At 57.2% G+C, this 24,342-nt stretch carries 21 protein-coding genes; 8 read left to right on the top strand and 13 right to left on the bottom strand.

All coding sequences use genetic code 11. From position 1 onward, the window contains the following. Window positions 1-40: 40 nt before the first annotated feature. On the top strand, window positions 41-1,351 hold the full coding sequence (locus ACW55A_RS02245) for an MFS transporter (RefSeq protein WP_430302420.1): 1,311 nt from the start codon (window positions 41-43) through the stop codon (window positions 1,349-1,351). 72 nt (window positions 1,352-1,423) lie between these two features. Here the strand turns inward: ACW55A_RS02245 and purT are convergent, their stop codons facing one another. The 5 genes from purT to ACW55A_RS02220 form a co-directional block, all read right to left on the bottom strand. After that, a complete protein-coding gene (gene purT, locus ACW55A_RS02240; RefSeq protein WP_072365650.1) occupies window positions 1,424-2,605 on the bottom strand; it encodes a formate-dependent phosphoribosylglycinamide formyltransferase in 1,182 nt (393 codons plus the stop codon). A 103-nt stretch (window positions 2,606-2,708) separates the two neighbouring features. After that, window positions 2,709-3,176, bottom strand: coding sequence for a preQ0 transporter (locus ACW55A_RS02235; RefSeq protein WP_455808884.1), 468 nt, complete (start codon window positions 3,174-3,176; stop codon window positions 2,709-2,711). 202 nt (window positions 3,177-3,378) lie between these two features. Continuing rightward, on the bottom strand, window positions 3,379-3,597 hold the full coding sequence (locus tag ACW55A_RS02230; RefSeq protein WP_498810477.1) for a DUF1289 domain-containing protein: 219 nt from the start codon (window positions 3,595-3,597) through the stop codon (window positions 3,379-3,381). Further along, window positions 3,597-4,121 (bottom strand): gamma carbonic anhydrase family protein, encoded by a 525-nt coding sequence (locus ACW55A_RS02225; protein ID WP_498810475.1) that lies wholly within the window; start codon window positions 4,119-4,121, stop codon window positions 3,597-3,599. The genes ACW55A_RS02230 and ACW55A_RS02225 overlap by 1 nt, the downstream gene beginning before the upstream one ends. A 69-nt stretch (window positions 4,122-4,190) precedes the next feature. Next, entirely contained in the window at window positions 4,191-4,787 is a 597-nt protein-coding gene (locus ACW55A_RS02220) for a CoA pyrophosphatase (RefSeq protein ID WP_003365012.1), read from the bottom strand. Window positions 4,788-4,937: 150 nt separating this feature from the next. Here ACW55A_RS02220 and ACW55A_RS02215 point away from each other — a divergent pair, with 150 nt between their 5' ends. Beyond that, on the top strand, window positions 4,938-5,489 hold the full coding sequence (locus tag ACW55A_RS02215; protein ID WP_010428262.1) for an NUDIX hydrolase: 552 nt from the start codon (window positions 4,938-4,940) through the stop codon (window positions 5,487-5,489). Between the two features lie 61 nt (window positions 5,490-5,550). Continuing rightward, window positions 5,551-6,114, top strand: a complete 564-nt coding sequence (locus tag ACW55A_RS02210; RefSeq protein WP_498810472.1) for a L,D-transpeptidase family protein — start codon at window positions 5,551-5,553, stop codon at window positions 6,112-6,114. Between the two features lie 115 nt (window positions 6,115-6,229). Here the strand turns inward: ACW55A_RS02210 and ACW55A_RS02205 are convergent, their stop codons facing one another. Continuing rightward, entirely contained in the window at window positions 6,230-6,541 is a 312-nt protein-coding gene (locus ACW55A_RS02205) for a YqfO family protein (protein WP_248671273.1), read from the bottom strand. Window positions 6,542-6,546: 5 nt separating this feature from the next. Next, on the bottom strand, window positions 6,547-10,443 hold the full coding sequence (gene purL / locus ACW55A_RS02200; protein ID WP_046719815.1) for a phosphoribosylformylglycinamidine synthase: 3,897 nt from the start codon (window positions 10,441-10,443) through the stop codon (window positions 6,547-6,549). Window positions 10,444-10,571: 128 nt separating this feature from the next. Between purL and mltF the strand changes: the two genes are divergently transcribed. Continuing rightward, window positions 10,572-12,152: a membrane-bound lytic murein transglycosylase MltF gene (gene mltF / locus ACW55A_RS02195; RefSeq protein WP_498810469.1), complete on the top strand. Its 1,581-nt coding sequence runs from the start codon at window positions 10,572-10,574 to the stop codon at window positions 12,150-12,152. On the opposite strand, the gene tadA is transcribed toward mltF, so the two are convergent. Both tadA and ACW55A_RS02185 read right to left on the bottom strand, forming a co-directional pair. Then, on the bottom strand, window positions 12,149-12,655 hold the full coding sequence (gene tadA, locus ACW55A_RS02190; protein WP_498810467.1) for a tRNA adenosine(34) deaminase TadA: 507 nt from the start codon (window positions 12,653-12,655) through the stop codon (window positions 12,149-12,151). The genes mltF and tadA overlap by 4 nt on opposite strands. Continuing rightward, entirely contained in the window at window positions 12,652-14,025 is a 1,374-nt protein-coding gene (locus tag ACW55A_RS02185; RefSeq protein WP_498810465.1) for a multicopper oxidase family protein, read from the bottom strand. The genes tadA and ACW55A_RS02185 overlap by 4 nt, the downstream gene beginning before the upstream one ends. A 564-nt stretch (window positions 14,026-14,589) precedes the next feature. On the opposite strand from ACW55A_RS02185, the gene ACW55A_RS02180 reads away from it, so the two are divergent. Next, window positions 14,590-18,357, top strand: a complete 3,768-nt coding sequence (locus ACW55A_RS02180; RefSeq protein WP_455808885.1) for a hypothetical protein — start codon at window positions 14,590-14,592, stop codon at window positions 18,355-18,357. 200 nt (window positions 18,358-18,557) lie between these two features. Here ACW55A_RS02180 and ACW55A_RS02175 read toward each other — a convergent pair whose 3' ends face one another. Beyond that, a complete protein-coding gene (locus ACW55A_RS02175) occupies window positions 18,558-19,289 on the bottom strand; it encodes a hypothetical protein (RefSeq protein WP_455808886.1) in 732 nt (243 codons plus the stop codon). Between ACW55A_RS02175 and ACW55A_RS02170 the strand changes: the two genes are divergently transcribed. After that, a complete protein-coding gene (locus ACW55A_RS02170) occupies window positions 19,280-20,269 on the top strand; it encodes a dipeptidase (RefSeq protein ID WP_455808887.1) in 990 nt (329 codons plus the stop codon). The two genes, ACW55A_RS02175 and ACW55A_RS02170, sit on opposite strands and share 10 nt — an antisense overlap. Before the next feature lie 40 nt (window positions 20,270-20,309). Here ACW55A_RS02170 and ACW55A_RS02165 read toward each other — a convergent pair whose 3' ends face one another. Continuing rightward, window positions 20,310-20,516: a hypothetical protein gene (locus ACW55A_RS02165; RefSeq protein WP_455808888.1), complete on the bottom strand. Its 207-nt coding sequence runs from the start codon at window positions 20,514-20,516 to the stop codon at window positions 20,310-20,312. A gap of 215 nt (window positions 20,517-20,731) precedes the next feature. Between ACW55A_RS02165 and ACW55A_RS02160 the strand changes: the two genes are divergently transcribed. Further along, on the top strand, window positions 20,732-20,866 hold the full coding sequence (locus tag ACW55A_RS02160; protein ID WP_268814751.1) for a hypothetical protein: 135 nt from the start codon (window positions 20,732-20,734) through the stop codon (window positions 20,864-20,866). A 236-nt stretch (window positions 20,867-21,102) separates the two neighbouring features. Here the strand turns inward: ACW55A_RS02160 and ACW55A_RS02155 are convergent, their stop codons facing one another. Then, window positions 21,103-21,894 carry a toll/interleukin-1 receptor domain-containing protein gene (locus tag ACW55A_RS02155; protein ID WP_498810461.1) on the bottom strand — a complete coding sequence of 264 codons (792 nt, stop codon included), beginning with the start codon at window positions 21,892-21,894 and terminating at the stop codon, window positions 21,103-21,105. Between the two features lie 429 nt (window positions 21,895-22,323). Beyond that, window positions 22,324-22,509, bottom strand: a complete 186-nt coding sequence (locus ACW55A_RS02150) for a hypothetical protein (protein WP_498810459.1) — start codon at window positions 22,507-22,509, stop codon at window positions 22,324-22,326. A 322-nt stretch (window positions 22,510-22,831) separates the two neighbouring features. Here ACW55A_RS02150 and ACW55A_RS02145 point away from each other — a divergent pair, with 322 nt between their 5' ends. Next, the gene (locus ACW55A_RS02145) at window positions 22,832-23,548 is read left to right on the top strand and encodes a hypothetical protein (RefSeq protein WP_455807823.1); all 717 of its coding nucleotides are present in this window, start codon (window positions 22,832-22,834) and stop codon (window positions 23,546-23,548) included. The last annotated feature ends 794 nt before the right edge of the window (window positions 23,549-24,342 follow it).

Raw genomic sequence — 24,342 nt, 5'->3', positions numbered from 1 at the left:
GGTCCTTGCCGACCGGCGAGTCGACTGTCAGGGAATCCGCATGACCAGCACCCCGCTCTCTCGTGAAGATCACGACGCGCCCGCAAAGCCGGTGAATTCGACGACCCGCGTCGCCACGGCCAGCTTCATCGGCACGGCCATCGAGTTCTACGACTTTTACGTTTATGCCACCGCCGCCGCTCTGGTGATCGGTCCGGTCTTTTTTCCGCAGACATCGGGCACGGCACAGATGCTGTCGTCATTTCTGACCTTCGGCATCGCCTTTCTCGCTCGTCCTCTGGGGTCGGCGCTGTTCGGTCACTTCGGCGACCGGATCGGGCGCAAGTCGACGCTAGTGGCCTCGCTGCTGTTGATGGGGATCTGCACCACACTGATCGGCGTATTGCCAGGCTACGCGACGATCGGGGCATGGGCGCCGATTCTGTTGTGCGTGCTGCGCTTCGGCCAGGGGCTTGGCCTGGGTGGCGAATGGGGTGGCGCGGCACTGCTGGCGACCGAGAATGCCCCGAAAGGCAAGCGCGCCTGGTTCGGCATGTTTCCGCAACTGGGCCCTTCAATCGGCTTTCTCGCCGCCAACGGCCTGTTTCTGACGCTGGCAATGACCCTCGATGACGAACAATTCCGCGCGTGGGGCTGGCGGATTCCCTTTCTGCTCAGTGCCGTACTGGTCATGGTCGGACTGTACGTGCGTCTGAAGCTTGAAGAAACACCCGTCTTCGCCAAGGCCATGGCTCGCCATCAACGGGTCAGCCTGCCCATCGTGGAAACCTTCGGTCAGCATTGGAAACCCATGCTGCTCGGTGCGGCGTCGATGGTGGTCTGCTACGCACTGTTTTATATCTCGACGGTGTTTTCGTTGAGCTACGGCGTGGCCACGCTGGGCTATACCCGGGAAACGTTCCTGGGGCTGTTGTGCTTTGCGGTGCTGTTCATGGCGGCGGCCACACCGCTGGCTGCATTGGCGAGCGATCGCTTCGGGCGCAAGCCGGTGTTGATTGCGGGTGGCGTGCTGGCGATCCTGTCAGGTTTCACCATGGAGCCACTGTTGACCCACGGCAGCACCTGGGCTGTGGCGCTGTTTCTATGCATCGAATTGTTTCTGATGGGCATCACGTTCGCCCCGATGGGCGCGCTGCTACCGGAGCTGTTCCCGACACAGGTTCGCTACACCGGCGCATCGGCGGCCTACAACCTGGGCGGAATCGTCGGGGCGTCGGTCGCCCCCTTCTTCGCCCAGAAACTGGTGGCGATGGGTGGCCTGAGCTGGGTGGGCGGGTATGTGTCTGCAGCAGCGCTGATCAGCGTGCTGGCGGTGTTGAGCCTGAAGGAGACGCGGGACAGCGAGCTATAGCGTTGAGGTCATGGTGAATGCAGGCGGCAAGAACACGCGCAGCGTTGTTTCTTGCCGCCTGCGGCGTGAGCATTACAACTTGACGTCGACTGCCTGCGAGGCACGAGTGGCCTTGGCACGGGCGGCTTCGATGGACTCGTCACGCGCCAGGGCAACGCCCATACGCCGCTGACCGTTGACTTCCGGCTTGCCGAACAGACGCAATGCGGTGTCGGGCTCGGCCAGCGCAGCACCGAGGTTGGCGAAAGCGGTTTGCGTGGATTGGCCTTCGACCAGAATCACTGCCGACGCCGAAGGGCCGAACTGGCGGATCAACGGAATCGGCAGGCCAAGAATCGCGCGTGCGTGCAGGGCAAACTGCGACAGGTCCTGAGAAATCAACGTCACCAGACCGGTGTCGTGCGGGCGCGGCGAGACTTCGCTGAACCACACCTGATCGCCCTTGATGAACAGTTCGACGCCAAACATCCCGCGCCCACCCAATGCCTCGGTCACCGCCTTGGCAACCCGCTCGGACTCTGCCAGCGCAACAGGGCTCATAGCCTGCGGCTGCCAGGACTCCTGATAGTCGCCCTTTTCCTGACGATGCCCAACCGGCGCGCAGAACGTGGTGCCACCGATGTGACGCACGGTCAGCAGGGTGATTTCGTAATCGAAGTCGATGAACCCTTCGACGATGACGCGACCCTTGCCGGCGCGACCGCCCTCTTGCGCATAGTCCCAGGCTTTCTGTACGTCATCGGTGCTCTTGAGCAGGCTCTGCCCCTTGCCCGAAGAACTCATGACCGGCTTGACCACGCACGGGAAACCGAGGTCTTCGACCGCCTTGCTGTACGCCTCGAAAGTGTCGGCAAAGTGGTAAGGCGAGGTCGGCAGCTTCAGCTCTTCAGCCGCCAGACGACGAATGCCTTCGCGGTTCATGGTCAGTTGCGCGGCGCGTGCGGTCGGGATCACAGTGAAGCCTTCGGCCTCAAGCTCAACCAGCGTCGCGGTGGCGATGGCTTCGATTTCCGGAACGATGAAATCCGGCTTCTCGGCCTCGATGACTGCGCGCAGTGCTGCGCCGTCGAGCATGTTGATCACATGGCTGCGATGCGCGACCTGCATGGCCGGCGCGTTCTCGTAACGGTCAACAGCGATAACTTCAACGCCAAGGCGCTGCAGCTCGATCACGACTTCCTTGCCCAGTTCGCCGCTGCCGCAGAACAGTACGCGCGTCGCGGTGGGCGACAGTGGAGTTCCGATTTGAGTCATCTCAGGTCCTCGTGAAGCAGATGTCGAGGGCTGCCCGCCGTATGCAAGCAACCGCTGTGGAGAAAGGCGCGCAATTTACCACGAAGCCCCGGCAAATGGGCGCTCAGCCCGGACACGCACTGTTGCGCGTCCGCCAGGCCATGATCATCCAGACAATGGTCACGCCAGCGAACTTCGATAGCAGCGCGGTGAGCACGACTGGCGCTGTCAGGGCGTCGATCATGCCGAAGAAGATAAAGGTATCCAGCGGAATGCTGAGTGCCGAGCTGATCCACAACCGATCACGCAACGGGCGCCTGGTAATGCTGAACACCAGCCAGTCAATGCATTCGGAAACCGCAAACGCCGTGGCGCTGGCCAGGGCGATGGTGGGGTCGCTGGTGACATAGGACAGGACCAGCGCCACCAGCATGGCAATGATCGCGCCATGGCCAAAGCGAATCTGCACCATGTCCCGCAACACGAACACCAGCCCGCCCCAGGCAGACCAGATCATGTCCAGGTGCGGCGCACTGGAAAAGGCGAAGTTGATCAGCACGACACTGCTGATGTAAGCGATCAGGAAAAGCATGGAGGGTTTGGGCCTGTGCAAGCGAGCGGCAATGATAGCAAACGCGGGCAAGAGCCGCGCCCAAGCGAAAACGAAAGCGTTATTCCTGACGTAGCAAATGCATCGACTGCACCGCCCTCTTCGCGAACAAGTTCGCACCTACAAAAGCTCGCGGATAACCTGTAGGAGCAAACTTGTTCGCGGCTACAAGGCCATCAGAACATCAGCGTGCCCCGCCAACCGTCCACATCAGGCCGCTGGCTCTGGCGCGCTCGTCGCACAGGCCGAGCACGACACGTCGCTCGTCGTTGCTCATGCGGCTCCAGCGGGTGATCTCGGTGACGGTTCGCTGGCAACCGGTGCATATATCCCGCTCATCCAGTGCACAAATACTCACACAGGGGGAGCGGACCGGCTTTTCGATCGGGGTATCAGTGCTCATCAATCTTCCTGCACCGCCAGGTCACGGGCGTAACGCTGGGCATTATGTACGTAATGGGCTGCGCTGGCTTCCAGCATCTGCTTCTGCACATCGGTAACTTCGCGCACCACTTTACCCGGTGTCCCCATGACCAGCGAGCCATCAGGAATGACCTTGTTTTCTCCGATCAGAGAATTGGCGCCGATGATGCAGTATTTCCCGATCTTCGCCCCGTTGAGGATGACCGCGTTGATGCCGATCAGGCTGTAGTCGTCAACACTGCAGCCATGCAGCATGGCGTTGTGGCCGATGGTCACGCCTTTGCCGATACTCAGCGGCGAGCCCATGTCGGTGTGCATCACCGTGCCGTCCTGCACATTACTGTTTTCACCGATGTGAATCAGTTCGTTGTCGCCACGCAACACCGCGTTGAACCACACACTCGCGCCGGCCTCAAGCCTGACATTGCCGATCAGCGTCGCATTGGGAGCCACCCAGCTCTGCGGATCGGTCTGGACACGGGATTCTCCCAGGCGAAATTTCATGCAGCCTCCTCGGGCGGGTCGTACTCATGGGGACGAACTATAAACAGTGACGCTTCAGGTGCCAGCGACTCAGATCGTCGAGCGTTCGGGCGGATGATGCAGGCTGATTCTGGTGTCGTACAGCACGTTGACCAGCTCGACGATCATGATCGCGGTAAGCCCCCAGATCTTGTACTCGCCATAACGGTAACTGGGCACGTACCAGCTGCGGCCTTCGTAATCGATACGGTGAGTGTGCTCGCGCGTGTCCTGACGAAAGAACTCCAGCGGCACGCTGAAGACTGCAGCGATCTCGCCGTCATTGGGCTGATATTCGACGAAGTCAGGTATCACCCCCACGTAAGGCGTGACCTTAATACCGTGCTTGGAGATCAGCGGACTCAAAGGCCCGATCACCTCGACCAGCCCGGGAGGCAGGCCGATTTCCTCCTCGGCTTCGCGCAACGCCGTGAAAATCAGATCGGGGTCGCCCGGGTCGCGGCGGCCACCCGGAAACGCCACTTCACCGCCATGCGTCGACAGGCCACTGGCGCGCAGGGTCAGAATCAGCTCGGGTTGCTCGCTGCGGGTAATCGGCACCAGAACAGCCGCCTCGGGGAATTGTCGATCCGAGTCGAGGGTTTCTGGCGTATGACTGACTACACGGCGAAGTAGCTCATCCAGCATGGGAAATCTCGATCTGTTGCCTGTCTGGCATCATGCACCAAAGCAACGCTGCGCCCAAGCCCTTGTAGGACAACTCCGGTCACACTGAGGGTTGCCGAGCCGCCGCACGACAGGCCAAGATAGCGACTGCGTTCACTATCGACTGATCCCATGAAATTTTGCAGCCAGTGCGGCAACCCTGTTATCCAGCGCATTCCCGAAGGCGACAGCCGTTTGCGCTATGTCTGCGAGCATTGCCACACCGTTCATTACCAGAACCCGAACATCGTTGCGGGCTGCCTGGTGACGTTGGGCGGCAAGGTCCTGCTGTGCCGCAGGGCCATCGAGCCGCGCCTGGGTTTCTGGACGCTGCCGGCCGGTTTCATGGAAAACGGCGAAACCATCGAACAGGCTGCACGGCGCGAGACCATGGAAGAAGCCTGCGCCACGCTGAGCGAACTGCATCTGTACACCTTGATCGATGTGCCGCATATCAATCAGGTGCATGTGTTCTATCGCGGGGAGATGGCGAATGAGGCATTCGCCGCAGGCATCGAGAGCCTGGAAGTGCAGTTATTCGACGAAGCCGACATTCCGTGGTCGGACCTGGCTTTCATGACAGTCGGGCGTACCCTAGAATACTTCTTTGCGGATCGGCGTCGGCAGACCTACCCGGTTCATACCAGCGCCCTTCCCCCGTCACGTCCGTTGCTGGACACCTGAAAGCCAGGGTCGCACACAACATCGGCGCTTTTGTTAAAGAAGTATCTTCAGGGAAATCGTAATGCGCTGGTTGCTCGCACTCTTTTGCATGTCGTTCATGCCGCTTTCGCAGGCCGCGTTTACTCAAACTATCGTGCCCAAGGGCAGCGAACAGAAAATCATCAATAACAAGGTCATCAATACCGAGAGTATCGCCAGCAAGCCTATCGACAAGGTGCTGGTGCTAAAGTCGGTGCGCCAATTGCAGCTGATCAGCGGTGGCGAGGCATTGAAGACCTACCGAATCTCACTGGGCAAGAACCCCAAGGGCACCAAGCTGCAGGAAGGCGATCAACGCACGCCGGAAGGTTTCTACTGGCTCGACTGGCGCAAGCCCAGCAATAACTACAACCTGTCGATGCACATTTCCTACCCGAATGTCTCGGACTCGGCACGCGTACGTTCCGCAGGCGTAAAACCGGGGAGCATGATCATGATCCACGGCACACCGGTGGATGAAGAGTATCCGGAATGGTATTTCCACACGCTGGACTGGACCAACGGCTGCATCGCGCTGAAGAACAACGACATGCGGGAAATATGGGATCTGGTGAAAGACGGGACGATGATCGAAATTCGGCCCTGAATAGACGGCGTTGCGCATTCGCGAGCAAGCTCGCTCCCGCGAGACACTCTGAGCGATGGTTATCGTCCCCACGCTCCAGCGTGGTGATGCATTTCCGGACGCTCTGCGCCCAGCTTCAGAACTCTGCCAGCCGCCATACTTCATAAGCAGGCGTTTCGTAGGGATGGCTCTGCCTGAGAGCCTCCACCACGTGCTGAATCAGTTCGTCATCGACGACCAGCTCGACCTTCCACTCCTCTACCGACTCGACCACACCGCTCTGCCCGATAAATGGCTGACTGCCATCCAGCGGGCGGAACTGGCCCTGGCCGAGCACTTGCCACGAGCAGTGATCGTAAGCGCCGATTCGCCCTGCACCAGCAGCGAATACGGCGTTCTTGACCTCGTCCACATGGCTCGGCGGAACGAAGAAGGCGAGCTTGTACACGCGCCTTAGTTAACCCAGGCCCGCGCGTTGCGGAACATGCGCATCCAGGCACCGTCCTCGTTCCAGTCCTCAGGACGCCACGAGTTCTGCACTGCGCGGAATACACGCTCCGGGTGCGGCATCATGATGGTCACACGACCGTCGAGGGTGGTCATGCCGCCAATACCGCGTGGCGAGCCGTTCGGGTTGGCCGGGTAGGTTTCAGTCACCTTGCCGTGGTTGTCGACGAAGCGCAGTGCCACAGTGCCGGAAACGTCAGCTTCAAGCAGTGCATCGTCACTGCGGAACTCCGCGTGCCCTTCGCCATGCGCGATGGCGATTGGCATGCGCGAACCGGCCATACCCTGCAGGAAGATCGACGCCGACTCCTGAACCTGGACCATAGCCACACGCGCTTCGAACTGTTCGGAGCGGTTACGCACGAAATGCGGCCAGAACTCGCTGCCCGGAATCAGCTCGTGCAGGTTGGACAGCATCTGGCAACCGTTGCACACGCCAAGCGTGAAGCTGTCGGAACGCTCGAAGAAGCCCTGGAACGCATCACGCGCACGGCTGTTGAACAATGCCGACTTGGCCCAGCCTTCGCCGGCACCCAATACGTCGCCGTAAGAGAAGCCACCGCAGGCGACCATGCCCTTGAAGTCGTTCAGGTCGACACGACCGGCAAGGATATCGCTCATGTGCACGTCGATTGCGTTGAAGCCGGCACGATCAAAGGCTGCCGCCATTTCGACCTGACCGTTGACACCCTGCTCGCGCAGAACGGCAACCTGAGGACGAACACCCGTCTTGATGTACGGCGCGGCTATATCTTCGTTGACGTCGAAGCCCAGCTTGACGGTCAGGCCCGGATTGTCCTCTTCCAGCAGCGCATCGAATTCCTGATCCGCGCATTCGGCGTTGTCACGCAGGCGCTGGATCTGATAGCTGGTCTCGGCCCACTGACGTTGCAACAGACGACGCTGGCCACTGAATACCGGCTCGCCATGGAAGCTGATCGATACTTCATCGTTGTTGATCGGCTGACCGATCACTGCCACGCAGTCTTCCAGACCGGCCGCGCTGAATTGCGCCAGCACCAGTGGAGTAGCGTCCTGACGCACCTGGATGACCGCACCCAGCTCTTCGTTGAAGAGGATCGCGCTCAGTTCGGAGACGTTGTCGGCCACACCGTCCAGATGCAGGTTCAGACCGCAGTGACCGGCGAAAGCCATTTCCAGCGTGCTGACCAGCAAACCACCGTCGGAACGGTCGTGATAGGACAGGATATGACCGTCGGAATTGAGACCCTGAATCACGGCGAAGAAGGCCTTGAGGTCTTCAGCGTCGTCGACGTCCGGAGCGACTCGGCCGAGCTTGCCGTGAGTCTGCGCAAGAATCGAGGCGCCCATGCGGTTCTGGCCACGACCCAGATCGATCAGGATCAGGTCGGTGATGCCCTTGTCCATGCGCAGCTCGGGCGTCAGGGTCTGACGGATGTCGACTACTGGCGCAAAGCCCGTCACGATCAATGACAGCGGCGAGGTCACGCTCTTTTCGGTGCCCTCGTCACTCCAGCGGGTCTTCATGGACATCGAGTCCTTGCCCACTGGAATGGTGATCCCCAGTTCCGGACACAGCTCCATGCCCACCGCTTTCACGGTGTCATAAAGACGCGCGTCTTCTCCAGGGTGGCCAGCCGCCGACATCCAGTTGGCCGACAGCTTGATGTCAGAAAGCTTTTCAATACGCGAGGCCGCGATGTTGGTCAGCGTTTCGCCGATCGCCATACGGCCCGACGCCGGAGCATTCAGCAGCGCCAGCGGAGTACGCTCGCCCATTGCCATGGCTTCGCCGGTGTTGACGTCGAAGCTGGTGGCGGTGACGGCGCAGTCAGCCACAGGCACCTGCCATGGACCGACCATCTGATCGCGAGCGACCAGACCGGTAATGCTGCGGTCACCGATGGTGATCAGGAAGCTTTTGCTGGCGACTGCCGGGTGGCGCAATACGCGCTGCACACTTTCTTCGATGTCCAGCGTGCTTGGATCGAAATCATCGCCGATCTCTTCTTCGCGGGCGACCGAGCGGTGCATGCGCGGCGCCTTGCCCAGCAGGACTTCCAGCGGCATGTCTACCGGACTGTTACCGAAATGGCTGTCAGTAACGGTCAGTTGCGGCTCTGCCGTGGCTTCGCCGACAACCGCAAACGGGCAGCGCTCTCGCTCGCAGATAGCCTTGAAGCGCTCGAAATCCTCGACGCCAACGGCCAGCACGTAACGCTCCTGGGATTCGTTGCTCCAGATTTCCAGCGGGGCCATGCCCGGCTCGTCATTCGGTACGTTACGCAGTTCGAAACGTCCGCCGCGATCGCCATCGTTGACCAGTTCAGGGAAGGCGTTGGACAGACCACCGGCACCGACGTCGTGGATGAAGCTGATCGGGTTACGGTCGCCCAACTGCCAGCAGCGGTCGATGACTTCCTGGCAACGACGCTCCATCTCGGGGTTTTCACGCTGAACCGAAGCGAAATCCAGGTCTGCGGAGCTGGTGCCGGTTGCCATCGAGGAGGCCGCGCCGCCACCCAGGCCGATCAGCATCGCCGGGCCACCCAGTACGATCAGCTTGGAACCCACGGTGATCTCGCCCTTCTGGACGTGATCTTCACGGATGTTGCCCATACCGCCCGCGAGCATGATCGGCTTGTGGTAACCACGAACCTCGTCACCGTGGTGTGTGGTGATGGACTGCTCGAAGGTACGGAAATAGCCGGTCAGCGCCGGACGACCGAACTCGTTGTTGAACGCCGCGCCACCCAGCGGGCCTTCAATCATGATGTCCAGCGCCGTCACGATGCGCTCGGGCTTGCCGTACGGCACCTCCCAAGGCTGCACGAAACCGGGGATCTGCAGGTTGGAGACGGTGAAACCGGTCAGCCCGGCCTTGGGCTTGGCACCGCGACCGGTTGCACCTTCGTCGCGAATCTCGCCGCCGGAGCCGGTCGCTGCACCAGGAAACGGCGCAATGGCGGTCGGGTGGTTGTGCGTCTCGACCTTCATCAGAATGTGCACCGGCTCCTGAACCGCGCCGTACTGACGGGTTTCAGGGTCCGGGAAGAAACGACCGGCGACGTTACCGACGATCACCGAAGCGTTGTCCTTGTAAGCGGACAGCACGCCTTCGTTGTGCATCTGGTAGGTGTTCTTGATCATGCCGAACAGGCTTTTTTCCTGGCTCTGACCGTCGATGTCCCAACTGGCGTTGAAAATCTTGTGACGGCAGTGCTCGGAGTTCGCCTGGGCAAACATCATCAGCTCGATGTCGTGCGGGTTGCGCCCCAGACCATTGAAGCTGGTGATCAGGTAATCGATTTCATCTTCGGCGAGGGCCAAGCCCAGCTCGACGTTGGCTTTTTCGAGTGCCGCGCGACCGCCACCCAGAATGTCCACAGCGGTCAGCGGCTTGGGCTGAGCGTGGCTGAACAGGTTGGCAGCCTGTTCGAGGTCGCCCAATACCAGTTGCGTCATGCGGTCGTGCAGGCTGTCGGCGATTGCCTGGGCCTCGGTCTCGCTGAACTGGCCTTCTACATAGAAGGCAATCCCGCGCTCCAGGCGCTGGATTTTGCTCAGACCGCAATTGCGAGCGATGTCGCTGGCCTTGCTCGACCAGGGTGAAATGGTGCCAAAACGCGGCAACACCAGAAACAGACGGCCGCTCGGCTCTTGAACCGGCACGCTGGGGCCGTATTTCAGGAGGCGATCGAGAACCTGCTGTTCTTCGCTGGTCAGAACGTCGTTGACGTCAGCGAAGTGGGCGAATTCGGCGTACAAGCCACTGACAGCTGAAACTTTTTGTTTCAGTTGTTCTAGTAATTTGCTGTGGCGGAAAGCAGAAAGGGCAGGAGCACCGCGCAGGATCAACATCTTCGGGACAGCCTCGAGAAGGGGTGTGCTTTGAGGCCGCGTATTCTAGCCTAAACCGGGCATTTGATCACCCAAAACGGCGGCATCCGCTGCGCCCGAATGTCGCCCCACGCAAAAAAACTCCGGAAATGCCCATAAAAGCCACTCGCCTATCAGACGCAAGCTTCACTGTCGAGATATGGCGCCCGGTGCGCTTTGCGTATACTGCACCGATGTTCTTCAAACCAGATTTCCGCCCACGTTGCGCCAAATGGCTCATCGCAACCGGACTCTTCCTGATGCTCGGCGCCTGTGTGGAAAAACCCACCACACTGGAGCGAGTCAAGGAGGACGGCGTACTGCGGGTGATCACTCGTAACAGCCCGGCGACTTATTTCCAGGATCGCAACGGTGAAACCGGCTTCGAATACGAGCTGGTCAAGCGTTTTGCCGAGGACCTGGGCGTCGAATTGAAGATAGAAACGGCTGACAATCTGGACGATCTTTTCGACCAGATGAACAAACCGGGCGGTCCGGTACTGGGTGCCGCCGGCCTGATCGAGACGCCAAAGCGCAAATTGCAGGCGCGTTTCTCGCATTCTTATCTGGAAGTCACCCCTCAGGTGGTCTATCGCAACGGCCAGTCACGGCCGACCGATCCCGGCGACCTAGTGGGCAAGCGCATCGTGGTGCTCAAAGGCAGTGCGCATGCCGAGCAACTGGCGGCGCTCAAGGCGCAGAATCCCGGCATTGAATATGAAGAATCTGACGCGGTCGAGGTCGTTGATCTCCTGCGCATGGTCGACGAAGGCCAGATCGACCTGACCCTGGTCGACTCCAATGAGCTGGCAATGAATCAGGTCTACTTCCCCAATGTGCGCGTGGCCTTCGACCTGGGCGAAGCCCGCGCACAGCGCTGGGCCGTAGCGCCGGGTGAAGACAATAGCCTGCTCAACGAAATCAACGCCTACCTCGACAAGGTCGAAAAGAACGGCACGCTGCAACGCCTGAAAGACCGCTACTACGGCCATGTCGACGTACTCGGCTACGTGGGTGCCTATACCTTTGCCCAGCACCTTCAGGAACGTCTGCCCAAATACGAGAAACACTTCCAGACATCGGCCAAGAAAGAACAGGTCGACTGGAGACTGCTGGCCGCCATCGGCTATCAGGAATCGATGTGGCAGCCGACCGTGACCTCGAAAACCGGCGTGCGCGGCCTGATGATGCTCACCCAGAACACCGCGCAAGCCATGGGCGTATCCAACAGGCTGGATGCACGCCAGAGCATTCAGGGCGGGGCGAAGTATTTTGCCTACATCAAGGATCAGCTGGACGACTCGATTAAAGAGCCGGATCGTACGTGGCTAGCTCTCGCTTCCTACAACATTGGCAGCGGTCACCTCGAAGATGCGCGCAAATTGGCCCAGAACGAGGGGCTGAATCCTGATAAATGGCTCGACGTCAAAAAAATGCTGCCGCGTCTGGCACAGAAGAAGTGGTACAGCAAAACACGATACGGCTATGCCCGAGGCGGTGAGCCGGTGCATTTCGTGGCCAACATTCGCCGTTATTACGACATTCTGACCTGGGTGACGCAGCCACAGCTTGAAGGAAGTCAGGTCGCCGATGGCAATCTGCACGTTCCTGGCGTCGACAAGACCCAACCGCCCGTCCCGCCAGCCTCTCCCGTCCCTTCCTCCAGCAGCACGGACGAATCTGCGCTCTAAACGCTGTCTTTGCCAGCGTCCTTGGCTGCCCTGCGCATTCTGAAAAACTCGCTCAACATCGCCCCGCATTCCTCGCCCAGCACCCCGCCTTCGAACAGCACGCGGTGATTGAGAAATGCCTGACTGAAAAACTGCCCCTGGCTCTGTACGATGCCCGCCTTGGGCTCGAGCGCCCCGTAGACCACACGTGCCACGCGTGAGTGCACGATCAGCCCCGCGCACATGCTGCACGGCTCCAGCGTTACGTAGAGCGTGCTGCCCGGCAGGCGATAATTGTCCAGCGTCTTGGCGGCATCACGAATTGCGACCATTTCAGCATGCGCGCTCGGGTCGCTGCCGCTGATCGGGCAGTTGTAACCGCGACCGATGATCTCGCCGTTCTGCACCAGCACTGCCCCGACAGGCACCTCACCCAACAGTGCGCCTTGCGCGGCGAGCGCCAGCGCTTCACGCATGAAGTACTGATCCTTGCTGCGGTCGATGATCTGCGGTTGCCGCATCATGCCACCTCGATGGCGGCCATCAGGCCGGTTTCCATGTGATCGATCACGTGGCAATGGAACATCCATACACCAGGATTATCCGCCACCAGCGCCACTCGCGCCCGCTCGTTACGACCCAGCAAGAAGGTGTCGGTAAAGTACGGGATGATCTTGCGCCGATTGGAGGCGATCACCTTGAAACTCATGCCGTGCAAATGAATCGGGTGCTGATACTGAGTCATGTTCTTCAGTTCGAAGATATAGCTTTTACCGAGCTTCAACCTGGCGATAGGCCGATCGGCGCAGGTCTTGTCGGTAATGTCCCACGCTTCGCCATTGATCTGCCACAGGCTGGGCGGCTTGCCATTGTCGGTGTTGACCGACATGGAGCCCACCCACTCGAAGTTGAAATTGATCTTCTCGGCGTTATCCATATCAGGCTCGGCCACCGGATTGGCCGGCAGCTCGGGCGGCCACTGGCCGGGCGCGTCATTATTGGCGACCGAGCGGAACGTACCCAGGCGCACCGGGCCGTTACGCAGCGAGATCTCCTCGCCCGCCGGCGGAGCCTTGATCGCCAGACAGATGCGCATGCCCGGCCCCAGCCAGTATTCGTCACCGAAGGGACGCGGTTTGACCGGATTGCCATCCAGCGCATAGATCTGCGCCTCGGCGTCCGGCAGGTTGAGGCGGTAGGTCACGGTATTGTCGAGATTGAGCAAGCGCACACGTGTGATCTGCCCGGCAGGCAACCCAATCACCGCCTGCGAAATACCGTTCAGCGTTGAAAGCCGCCCCGCTGTGCCCTCACGCGCCGCTTCACGTAGCACACTGAACTCGGTAAAGGCACCCTGCTCGTCCACGTGCCAGCTTTTCAGACTGACCGTGCGCTCGTGGGCAAAACCGGTCGGCTCGCGCTCTTCGACAATCAGCGGCCCGACCAGCCCGCGGCCAAGCTCTTCACTGCTGCTGACGTGCGGGTGATACCAGTAGCTACCGGCGTCCGGCACACGGAATTTGTAATCGAAGTATTCACCCGGCTTGACCGGCAACTGAGACACATACGGCACGCCATCCATTTCCAGCGGCAAGCGGATGCCATGCCAGTGAATGGTCGTCTCGACCGGCAACTGATTGATGAAGCGCAGCCGCAGCCACTCGCCCTGGCGCACGCGCAACTCAGTGCCCGGCGCAGAACCGCCGAAGGCCCAGGCAGGTGTCTTGTGCCCCGCCACCAGTTCCACATCCAGCGGAGCGGCGATCAGCACGAAGTCCGAACCGGCCTCCGACTCGCGCCGCCCCATCCAGTAACGCGAGGCCCCACCCGCGCCAAGGCCTATGACGGCCAGACCGGCGATGCCTGTAAGGATTTGCCGACGGGTAAAGGACATGAACGGCGCAACCTCAAAAACGACAACGGAGCGCATCTGCGAGCAAATGCGAGGGGCGAATACGATACACCTGCATTTGCGTAAAGATAAGGGTAGATACCACGAACTGAAGTCGAGGCGTAAAAAAGCCGGGCAAGGCAGTGACACCGGCTCCGGCTTTTTGCATCGATCAACCGCTATGACTGACTAACCCGCTGCAGCCATTCGCTATACGCCGGCTCTGCATCCAGCGGTAGATGGGCGCGGTAATACCCCAGTTCTTCCTGCATGCCAAACACCTTACACACCAACAGTGCCATGCGCGATGCAGGGCTATTCCTGGCAGTATTCAGCGATGGGCTGCTGATAAAAAGCATCCAGTACCTGCTCACGCTGGCACTTCCAACGGATATTCAGACCCATCTGCAGGACTGTGACAACGCTACTATCGCACTGACCGTTATCACAACGTTTCACAACTTTTCACAACGATTTGCAGGTGATCGCAGTAAGAATCGAAGAACTCCTTTTTTCGCTTTCTTGCGGCCTTACCTTTCAAGGCTCGCCTTAACTGACGAGGCGCTCATGAACATCACGCCCAAAAACGACACGCTCCCTCGCGAAGGTCTTGCAGATTTCGAGTCGAGGCTTAAGCGCAGCATCGTCTCCGCCAAGGGCGATGAGCAGAAAAAGCCAGACCGCACCGCAACCGACAACGAGCAATGGCCGCCGATTGAAGGCACCACCGTTTCGGTTACCGACAACGGTGACATGCGTTACGAGCGTGATGGGCAAGGTGTTGTTGTAGCGGCGTCGACTAATCCGAAGTTGTATCAGTTTCTCAAACAACTCGATGACCTGAGCCAGTCTCCGACACAGAAATCGCTGGTCGAAAAAGCCATCGCCGACGGGACCCCAATCGCAGATCGAAACACCGAGCTACCTGCGTGGGGCGATATCAAGAACTTTGAATGGCAAGGTCAGCTGGAAACAGCCGAGGTGGTCACTTACGTCAAACAGGATGGTGAGAAGGTCACTGTTTCAAAAGCACTCACACCGGAATTGTTCACTGCGGCTCAGCAAATGGGCCTCTCGCGCGTTACCGTGGAAAACCGCGTCAATAACAACGGGCGCGAAGTGGCAGACGAGAACGTCTATGTCGCGGATCACGACATCATCAAGGCTGGCACCAAGGACGAACTGGGAAACGGCGTGATCGAGTTCGAGAGCCGCGACGGCAAGCAATACGTGGTCTCCGAATATCAGAACAAGGAGCTGTATGACCGGGTTGCCGACAAGAGCAGTTCCGGGGTGCAGGGCGACGTGCAGAAGATCCGTGACGAACACGGCCTGGGCAATCTCGACGAACTGGATATTCTCAGTAAACCCACAGGCGTAAAGTCTGACGAGAAAGACAAGGACTCCGAAGACCTGACCGTGGTCGAGCTTGCCACCAAAAACCTGATGGACAAGTATCAGAAGCTGGTCGACGACAAGAAAGTCGACAAGAACAGCGATGTTTACAAACTGGTCATGGCGATCCAGGCCAAGGCCGGTATGGAAAGTGGACGCACCATCACGCCTTATATCGAAGAGCCTCGCGGCGCAGAGTCCTGGCGCAGGTTCGACAGCGAGGGCGAAACCCTGACAAGCGCCGATATGCAGGACATCCTCGACGGCAATAACATCGATAAGGCGTTGACGGAGCTGTTTGCCAATGGCAATGGCGAGAAGGACAAGATCGGCAAGGAATATCAGGCCGAGATGGACGCGGCCATCGAGAAAGTCAGCGGTGGTGATAAGGAAGCGTTGGCCAAGGACCTGCATGACAAGTTGGTCAGCAGCGAGTTTGTCGATTACCTCGCTGATCTGGACAAGGCCGGTAAAAAGTCCGAAGGACAATCCGATGTAGCCCGCCTGCTTTCCAGCCTGGAACTTCTCGATCCGCAATTGGCGAAAGACGCCCAGAATGAGCTGCAGAAAAACAGCGTCATGGCCGAAGTCGATAAGTTGATGGCCGACCCTGGCGGTATCCCGGACGAATACAAAGAGCTGGCCCTGAAGGACATTTTCTCTGCACTTAAACAGGGGATCAAAGGTATGGCGGATATACCCCGCCGTACTCAGGAGACGATTGAGAAATTCATCAACGAGTTGCTACAGGACAAAACCAAACTCAGCGATTTTTCGGACCAGGTGGACAAGGTCAAATCAGGCGAAATGACTCAGGCGCAGCTCGAGGAAAACCTGGCAGGTAAATACGTGGGTGCCGAAGACAAGGAAGGCTTCAAGAAAGCCATCGGCAAGCTTAATCAGAGCGGCGTATTCGGCACCGCTGCGGGCTTCACCTCTCTCGGTGGCGCTATCTATATGCTGACGGCCAAGAACGGCCAACTTGCTGATGATCCACTGGAACGCCTGGCTATCGCCAAGGACTTCATCACCTTCCTGGGCTCCGGTGCGCAGTTTGAAAAGACTGGCATCTTTGATTTGATGACCCACACCAAAACTGCGGATTTGCTCGGGCTGAGCAAGAGCGTCCCGGAGATCTGGGGCAAGGAAGGTTTGTGGGGCAAAAAGATTGAAACGGCGCAGGCTGCCAATAACGTGCCAGACGTTGCGGCCAGTCTGGAGAACCGACTGGCCAGCGTTTATGAGCTGGACAGCATCAGAGCAGGTAGCAGTATCGGCGACGTAATGGATCAGATTGGCCTGATCAATGAGGTCAACGACGCCGGCTCGCTTTCCGAGGACGTCAGTCGCGAATTGCTGGACGAGATCGTGACCCGATCTGGCGGCACTCCGCCCGCAGATTATTCGAAGTACGGCAATCTGAACGAACTGGCTGAAGATCTGAGACTGAACATCAATCAGGATGCGGTGGTGCAGAGTATCAATTCTCAGCGCGCCTTAGTCGACCTCCCTGCCCTGGATGCTGAAAGCCTGAACAATATGGCCGTCGAGGTGGAGCGTGCTGCCAGCACGCCGGTTCCGGACTCTGCTTCCGGCTCCGGTTACGCCAGCTACAGCGACTCGTTGTACGAACTCTACGACGATGCCGTGCAGCGCTTCGTCGCACAAGACATCACTCCGCCAACCCGTGAAGCGTTTGCTGCCGGCATTGAGGACCAGCTGGAGCGCAACGGTCAGCCGGTCCCGGCGGAAAACGATCGGGTCAACCTGAGTGAAATGCTTGGCAGCGACGAGATCGATCGCGAGTCGATCAACGTGATGCTCGAAGCCGATAATCAACCAATCCCGGCTGATGACATCGTCGATAACATGCGCAACTCGGTCGGCCAGGCCGTGGCCGGTAATGCAGGGGGTGCGGGCCTGGTAGACCCACAATCTGTTGCACAAGGCGTTCAGAGTGCTGCACCGGACGGAGCGGACAAGGTGGTGCCCGGTGTATCGGCGCGCATTGCCGGGACAGTGGTCAAGGTACTCGGCGTAGCACCGGACATCATGAGCATCGCCGATATCGTCATGGGCGGGATCGCCATCAAGGATGGCATCAAGTCCGACAGCGATCTGGCAATTGCCAATGGCAGCCTGCAAATTGTTTCAGGTGTGGCGGGCACAGCAGCCGCCGGGATCGGGATCGCCGGTTTGCTCGGCCCTATCGGCGCCATTGCTGGAGCAACCGCGCCGCTATTTCTGGTGACGGCAGGCCTGGGGATCATTACCGGCATCATCAGCGTGTTCGTCGATCATCAGAAGAAACAAAAGGCCACCGACAAGGAAGGCCAGTGGTTCAAGGACCAGGCCGAACTGGGCTTCGCGCAGGACGACTGGGGCGACAAGCTTGAATACGGGCGTTACAGCTTCTACGAATATGAAGGCCGGGATGCACCGGACGATCAAAGCATCTTCGACTACCAGACCGAAGAGTGGAAACACTTCCAGGAAACCCCACAGGATCAGGGCTCGTCGATGATCCGCCTGGACGAAAGCGTGCATAAAGACAAAAACGGCATCGTTGGAGAGAATACCAACGGCTTGCCAATGGACGTTTACAACAAGGCGTACTACGACGCGCACAAGGAAGAGATCGAAACCATCCGCGAGAAGTGGGACGAATGGAACGGCAAGGACGATATCGTCAGCAAAAAGGACTTCGAGAAGATTCTGAGTGGTGGCGACGAGAAGGAAAAAGCTGCGGCCGAGTTTATTCTTAGTGACCAAGGCTTCTTCGACTTGCTGGATAACCTCTGGAAGAAAGACAAGCGCGACACGAAGATCAGCACGGATGACCTGGATACCTGGCTCAAGCTGATTGATGTGATGGATCGGACACCGGGTGAGACGGTGTTTTATGAGAAGCCGGAGTCGAATATTTATCGAGGCAGGTGAGTTCTTTGCTTGATTGGATGGGTGTGGTGTCGCTTCTGCTGGATAACTGACTGGCCGGTGGAGGCAGTGGCTGAGACTTTCTGAAAAGACAGTCTCAGCCATGTCACGGTGCAGGCCACTATCAACTCCTCCGTATGCACGCGGGCGCGAAAATCAAACCCTGCCAAGGCCTCACAGGTTGCAGCGCGCCCCTTCCGTGGTCAGTCTCGCACCAGCTTCAGCAGTCCGCCGTCATACCAAGAAAGAGCTAACGACCCGTCCTGTGCCAGGAAAAATGCCGGCGTTTCTTTATCAAAAGGACCCCAGCTTCCAGATTTGCATTCAACGCCATAGCGGACGGCTTTTTCGATACCAAGCTTATGGAGTTGTGGCTCTAGTTCAGCTCCACTGATCGGCGGAAGCTTATGAAAAACAGGCCCCTTGCACACATCTTCCGTCGAGTTTGCCGACGCCTTCCATGCAAGCTGGTCGTGATTGAAACTGAGACGTCGACCCATAAAGCTCGGATCATCATCCCCCAGTGCCTGCACGCCCGAGTCTGATATCGCTACACCTGCAACATGCCAGCTACCGTAAAGCGCACTTTCTCCAGGCTGATCGTGCTGTGGTGCATCCATATTCGCTGCGCATCCCGTTAGCGACAATATGATCAGAAAGGATGAACTGAAAGAAAATAGGGATTTCATGAATGGGGTCCTTGGTTTTTGCGGATGCGGATATTGAATCTTTTTGCTGGATGCCCCCGGCGTTAAAGTTAGGGGCTCGGGGGGCCTTTGAGCGGATTTTCCGTAACGATTTTCCTCGAACTTCAGATCAGTTTCAAATGAGGTGCTTTGCGGATTGCCCAATGTACCGGCCTGCTCACCTTTGGTAGTTTTAGAGAGCCTGCTGATACCCGCCCCACGAATTCCGGAGTTGCGCGATGAATCCAAGTACCGTGCCCACGCTTGCCCGCGGCGCCATTCGCTGGGAGGCCCATGCCTGCCTGCCATTGCTGCCCAACCAGGACATGTCTGCGCTACTTCGTTACCGCGACAGCGGTTTTCATCACGTCTCGGTCAATGTGGGCATGGACATGACCCCGTTCGGCGATGTGATACAGGTCATCGCAGGCTTTCGCCAATGGCTGGTCGAGCATCCCGAAAACATCATGCTGGCCGGTACCCTTGCCGACCTGCACGGCGCCCGCGAGCAGGGAAAGCTGGCGGTGTCTTTCGACCTGGAAGGCTCTGACATGCTGCTGCAAGACCCGGCAATGGTCCGCTTGTATGCCAACCTCGGCGTACGCCAGATGCTTCTGGCGTACAACCGCGATAACAGCTGTGCGGGCGGTTGCCACGGCAGCGGCATGGGATTGACCGCGCTGGGACGCGAGGTCGTGAGGGCGATCAATGCTGCAGGTATCGTGATGGATTGCTCCCATACCAGCAAGCGCGCAAGCATGGAAATAATCGAGCTGTCACAGCGGCCGGTTATTTTTTCACACACTAATATCAAGGCCGTGTATGACCATCCACGCACGGTGGATGACGAGCAGATCATGGCCTGTGTTGAATCGGGTGGCGTGATCGGGCTGACCGGTCTGGGTATTTTCCTGGGCGATCCGCAGGCGTCGGTCGAAGCCTTCGTGCGCCAAATCGATTATCTGGCCGAGCGAGCGGGGACGGCGCATATCGGCCTGGGCCTCGACACCGAGCTGCATCCTGATGTTAAGGATTTGTCCGAGGACGTGAAGGAAGAGGATTGGTGGCCCAAAGCATTCTATGGCGGTATCACTGGACATCGTCAACTGCAACCGGAAGCGCTGGGGCTGGTGGCAGAGGCATTGCTACAGCGTGGCTATGATGCCGCGCAGATCGACGGCATTTTTGGCGGCAACTTTATGCGGGTCGCTCAGGCCACCTGGCCGTAAGCGTCCGGTGATCACGCCTACGAACGGTGCTATCGGCGCGCTATGGAAAAATGAATTGTTTCATGGCTGCCATCATCGCGATCATCAGAACGGCGAACCCCACCGCAGAAATCCACTCAGACTCCGGTGTATAGGCAAACCAAGAGCCCTTCGATGGATATTTACCTCGCGTGAGAAGCTTCACGATGGGCCAGCCAACAGGAAAGCAGATGGCGCGAAAAATCGCTTCAATCAGTACATCCAGCACGTTCGTACGTCCCTTTGCTCGACGATAGTCGATGGGCAAGCTTGTGACCTATTTAGTCAATACGCAACCAGCTCAGCAGAGGTGCTTATACAGCCTGCAAGAATGATCGCGCCCAGTAAGCCACATAAATTTCATAGATTTTTCCGATAATGCAACGTTCGATTCGGCGATCGGCTACTTTTAATTCGCTCATCCAGCCATTAAGGAGTACCGCAATGTTCACTGATATCAAACCGGGGCCGAAACCAAAGCGCGAGGACGGTCAGGATGATCGCAGACGGCATGTAAATCCGCCCAGCGAGAAAAAACATCCGACCTTGCCACCACACAAGCACAAGCCGGGCGACTGATCGTTTCCGGTGTGGAACATCGGCTTTGTGTGACCTCTGCCCGCCATAGGCGGGCTTTTCCTATCAATGTGAGACTCGGGAAGTCATCTGCTTCCGGCCAGGCCAATCGCTGGTGCCAGATTCACCAATGCCAGCCACATACTTTTTCCCATTCGACCAGCGCGCGCCCGGTAATGTGCCGGATGAAAACAGCAACTTCTCCATTTAGTCGCTCCACGTTTCCGCGATGACCTTGGTCAGGCTTTATGGGGAATCGGCTCCCAGGTGTTTTTGCCTGCCTCGTGCATCACCTCCAGCAATACTAAAGGCGTGTCCGTTCGCTTACTCAGGTTGATTTGAAGCGGATGTCTAGGGGTTATCGCACCGCCCATTGTTTTAAAAACAATGGCGTGAACATGCTCACCGTTGGAGCTGGTGAACGCATTTTTGTTATACCCACCAAAAAAAGCTTCGTTATTTCCATGGGTCCAGGAGATCTCTTCCTCCGAATTCTTGGTTAGCAGGATAAAACTAGGGTTTGGCTCCATCAAATGGGATGCCTGGATTGTTACCGTGATGCAGCCATCAGACCCCAGTACCGCTGAAAACGTTAGATTTGAAAAGCCTTGATGTTGAGGCGAAAACGACGCGCTTCCTTGCGCCACACTTACGATCTGAGCGATGGCCGCTTCGAGACCGACAGCGAACATGTCAATGTAGAGCGTCTGAGTAAGCAGAGCTGGCATCGGACTGCCATCAACTCTGATAGGGATCATTCGGGTCTTTCCGCGTGTTGCTGCATGCAAAGCGTTTTGCCACTCCAACCTGACCATTTGGCTAGCAAGACTTTTAGCCGAGACAAAAAAGAAGACATACTCAGGAACCTCTAGCCCTCTATTCATCTGATCAATGATGCCGTCACCTGGGCGGATCGACCAAGAATCATAGAACACCTGATCAATGCCAAAAATCTCCGCCAACCTAACAGCTACAGGTTCGACGATTGGCTTGTCCGCATGATTGTGACTCAAGAAAATCTTGTGACTCATTTTGTTGTGCCGCCCTATCTTAGGGAGCGGAAAGCGCCCCTCTTCTAAGTAATCGGCCCCGGGTGTTGAGGGCCGGGGCTAGGGTGCGGCTGAGCGAAGATTCCTGCGCAAATATGGATCCAACAATCATTACTGATATCGCTATGCCAGCGCAACCGCAACGGCATGCCGAATTGCCACTTGGTCTATGGCTAAATAGGCTTGCTGTGTGAGAATCCCTGCTTGATACCTACCTTCCGGTCTGCTGAAGCGAATCAAAGGCCCGCTACAACGCTGGTCACTGCTCAGACCACAGTGCTTAAACGCCATCAAAGGCTTGGACCTTGTGTGGTTATCAACCTTGATTGGCCGCAAGCCTCGGTATTCACCAGTGCCGAAAAGTCCCCCGCCACAAGCGACTGCTATCCAGCCGGTTAGGGCAGCAAGGCATCATGGATAGGTCAGGTACACATTGCGCGGATGGCATCCCTTGGTAATTTCTACCTTCAGATAGATCTCAGGCTTGATATATCCGCTCGGGTAAAGCACATCGGCCACATCCTGCAAGGCAAGCTCAGTGAAGAAAATCTCAGCGGTATGCATGAGCCATCGCAGCATCACGTCACGTTCAGGCATGCGGCCTGTGACGAAAGCAACGTGGATCAGGTGCTTGAATTGACCAGAGCGAAGAGATGTTGTGCGGCGATAGGTACAGTCATGGGGCTCTCTGTCAGGATTGGTGATGAATCGTGAAAGGTCCTGAGAGCGTTGGCTGCAAGCCTACTGAATAGCTTATAGCCCCGTGTGCCTAGATTTACGGAAAATACAGTGGTGCTCATCAGGTCTCAGCGCATCCCTTTGGAGCAACATCTTCGACCGAATCATTAGGAGGAAAACGATTATCGCCAGATACAATATTCATGCGATGATTGTCATTTCCAAACTCAAGGAGAGACATATGCATTTCACCAATGAGCAGTATGCAAGGATCCGCATCGAACCGCACGACGTTGCTTTGGAGGTCTGCACATTTGTAGACTCCAATGTTTCAAATATTTCTCATAGCCTTAAAGATAACGCTTCTCTGCTATTGGAGGCTGGAAAAATCCTCAACAGCATGATTCAAAATAAGCTCATCGCTAGCGGTCTAACCCTTCCACAAATTCAAGATGGCAAACCCCAAAATCTTTCAGATTTTTACACCTACATTATTCTTGTAAAAAAAGAACTCGAAGCTCGCTTAGCCCTCAATAAATCTCTTCAAGTCGAGGCAGAGATTGACCGTCTACTGTCTAATTCAATTGATGGGCAGTTTGGCTATGAGCTAACATCCGGAGACTTCTTGAAAGTCCCAGAAATTCTTGACCAGCTGGAAAAAGCCATTCAAGAAAGCTCGGACCTGAGTGACGATCATAAGCATCGCATAGCTAAGCGCATTGAAAGAGTGAGGAGTGAGTTTAGCAAAAAACTTACTACACTTGATGAAATATACTGTTTAGCCATTGAGGCTCAAATTGTAGCGCATAAATACGGAAAGTCTGCTGCTCTGATCACTAAAGCTGGGCATCTTCTTTGGGAAACAGCGTTACGTACTCACTCTCAAACAGAGGGGCTTGCTACAGGTGAGATGCCAGTGCTAACTCATGATGAAAACTCATCCAACCTCATCCAGTAGAATATTCTTTTAAGCTCTTTTTCGGCGCACGGTAAAGACTCATGCCGATGCGCCCATTTAGGAGAAACACGCCAAAGCTGTTCCAGGCGCGCATTATAGCCATAACTAATAAACTCGCGCCACGTACTCCAGTCAGGATCTGCTGGCGCAGCTGCGGAGCAAACGGCCCCGTACCCCGCCTGCAATTGATATCATCGAGTCACCTCACAATGCGATTGGTAGTTCCTCGCTACATCCCGAACACCACTCTCAGAATTACTCACCTTTGCAAATCGGATCGCATGCTCAAGCTACTCATCTTCGATGACAATTGCTTTGGGCATTTATCACTCTGAATAATGAATAATCGTCCATCCTGACATAGTAAGATCAGAAAACGGCTGGGAGGCACCCAGCCTGCCCCCTGTACCTAGCGCTCACGAAAAAATATTTCAGACTACTTGTCGATGCGGGCACATGGTCATTTATCTCTACGCGGGTCGAATTCTGGGCATTGCATTGTCAGAGAATGCCAGATGCGAACTTGCGACTTAAGTCGCTGGGTAAAGTCTATGAGCATGATTGCAAGTAACAGCGCTGGGAGGTTGCGCCAAGCCAGTTCACCGGACAGCCCGAGGCAAACATAGGAGGCAGCTATAAAACGGTACTCACCGTAGTGAGTCGAAAAATTCAGCGATCAAACAGGTCTACGAGCAAAGTTTACTTGCTTAGTTTATTCGGCGATATTGAAGGACTTTAGCACCAAATAACCGACATCTCCGGACGCTGGTAATTTGCAGAGTGTGAGCTATGAG

It is taken from the genome of Plantibacter cousiniae (nom. nud.), assembly GCF_977070315.1.
This window is presented reverse-complemented; position numbering and strand designations above follow the sequence as displayed.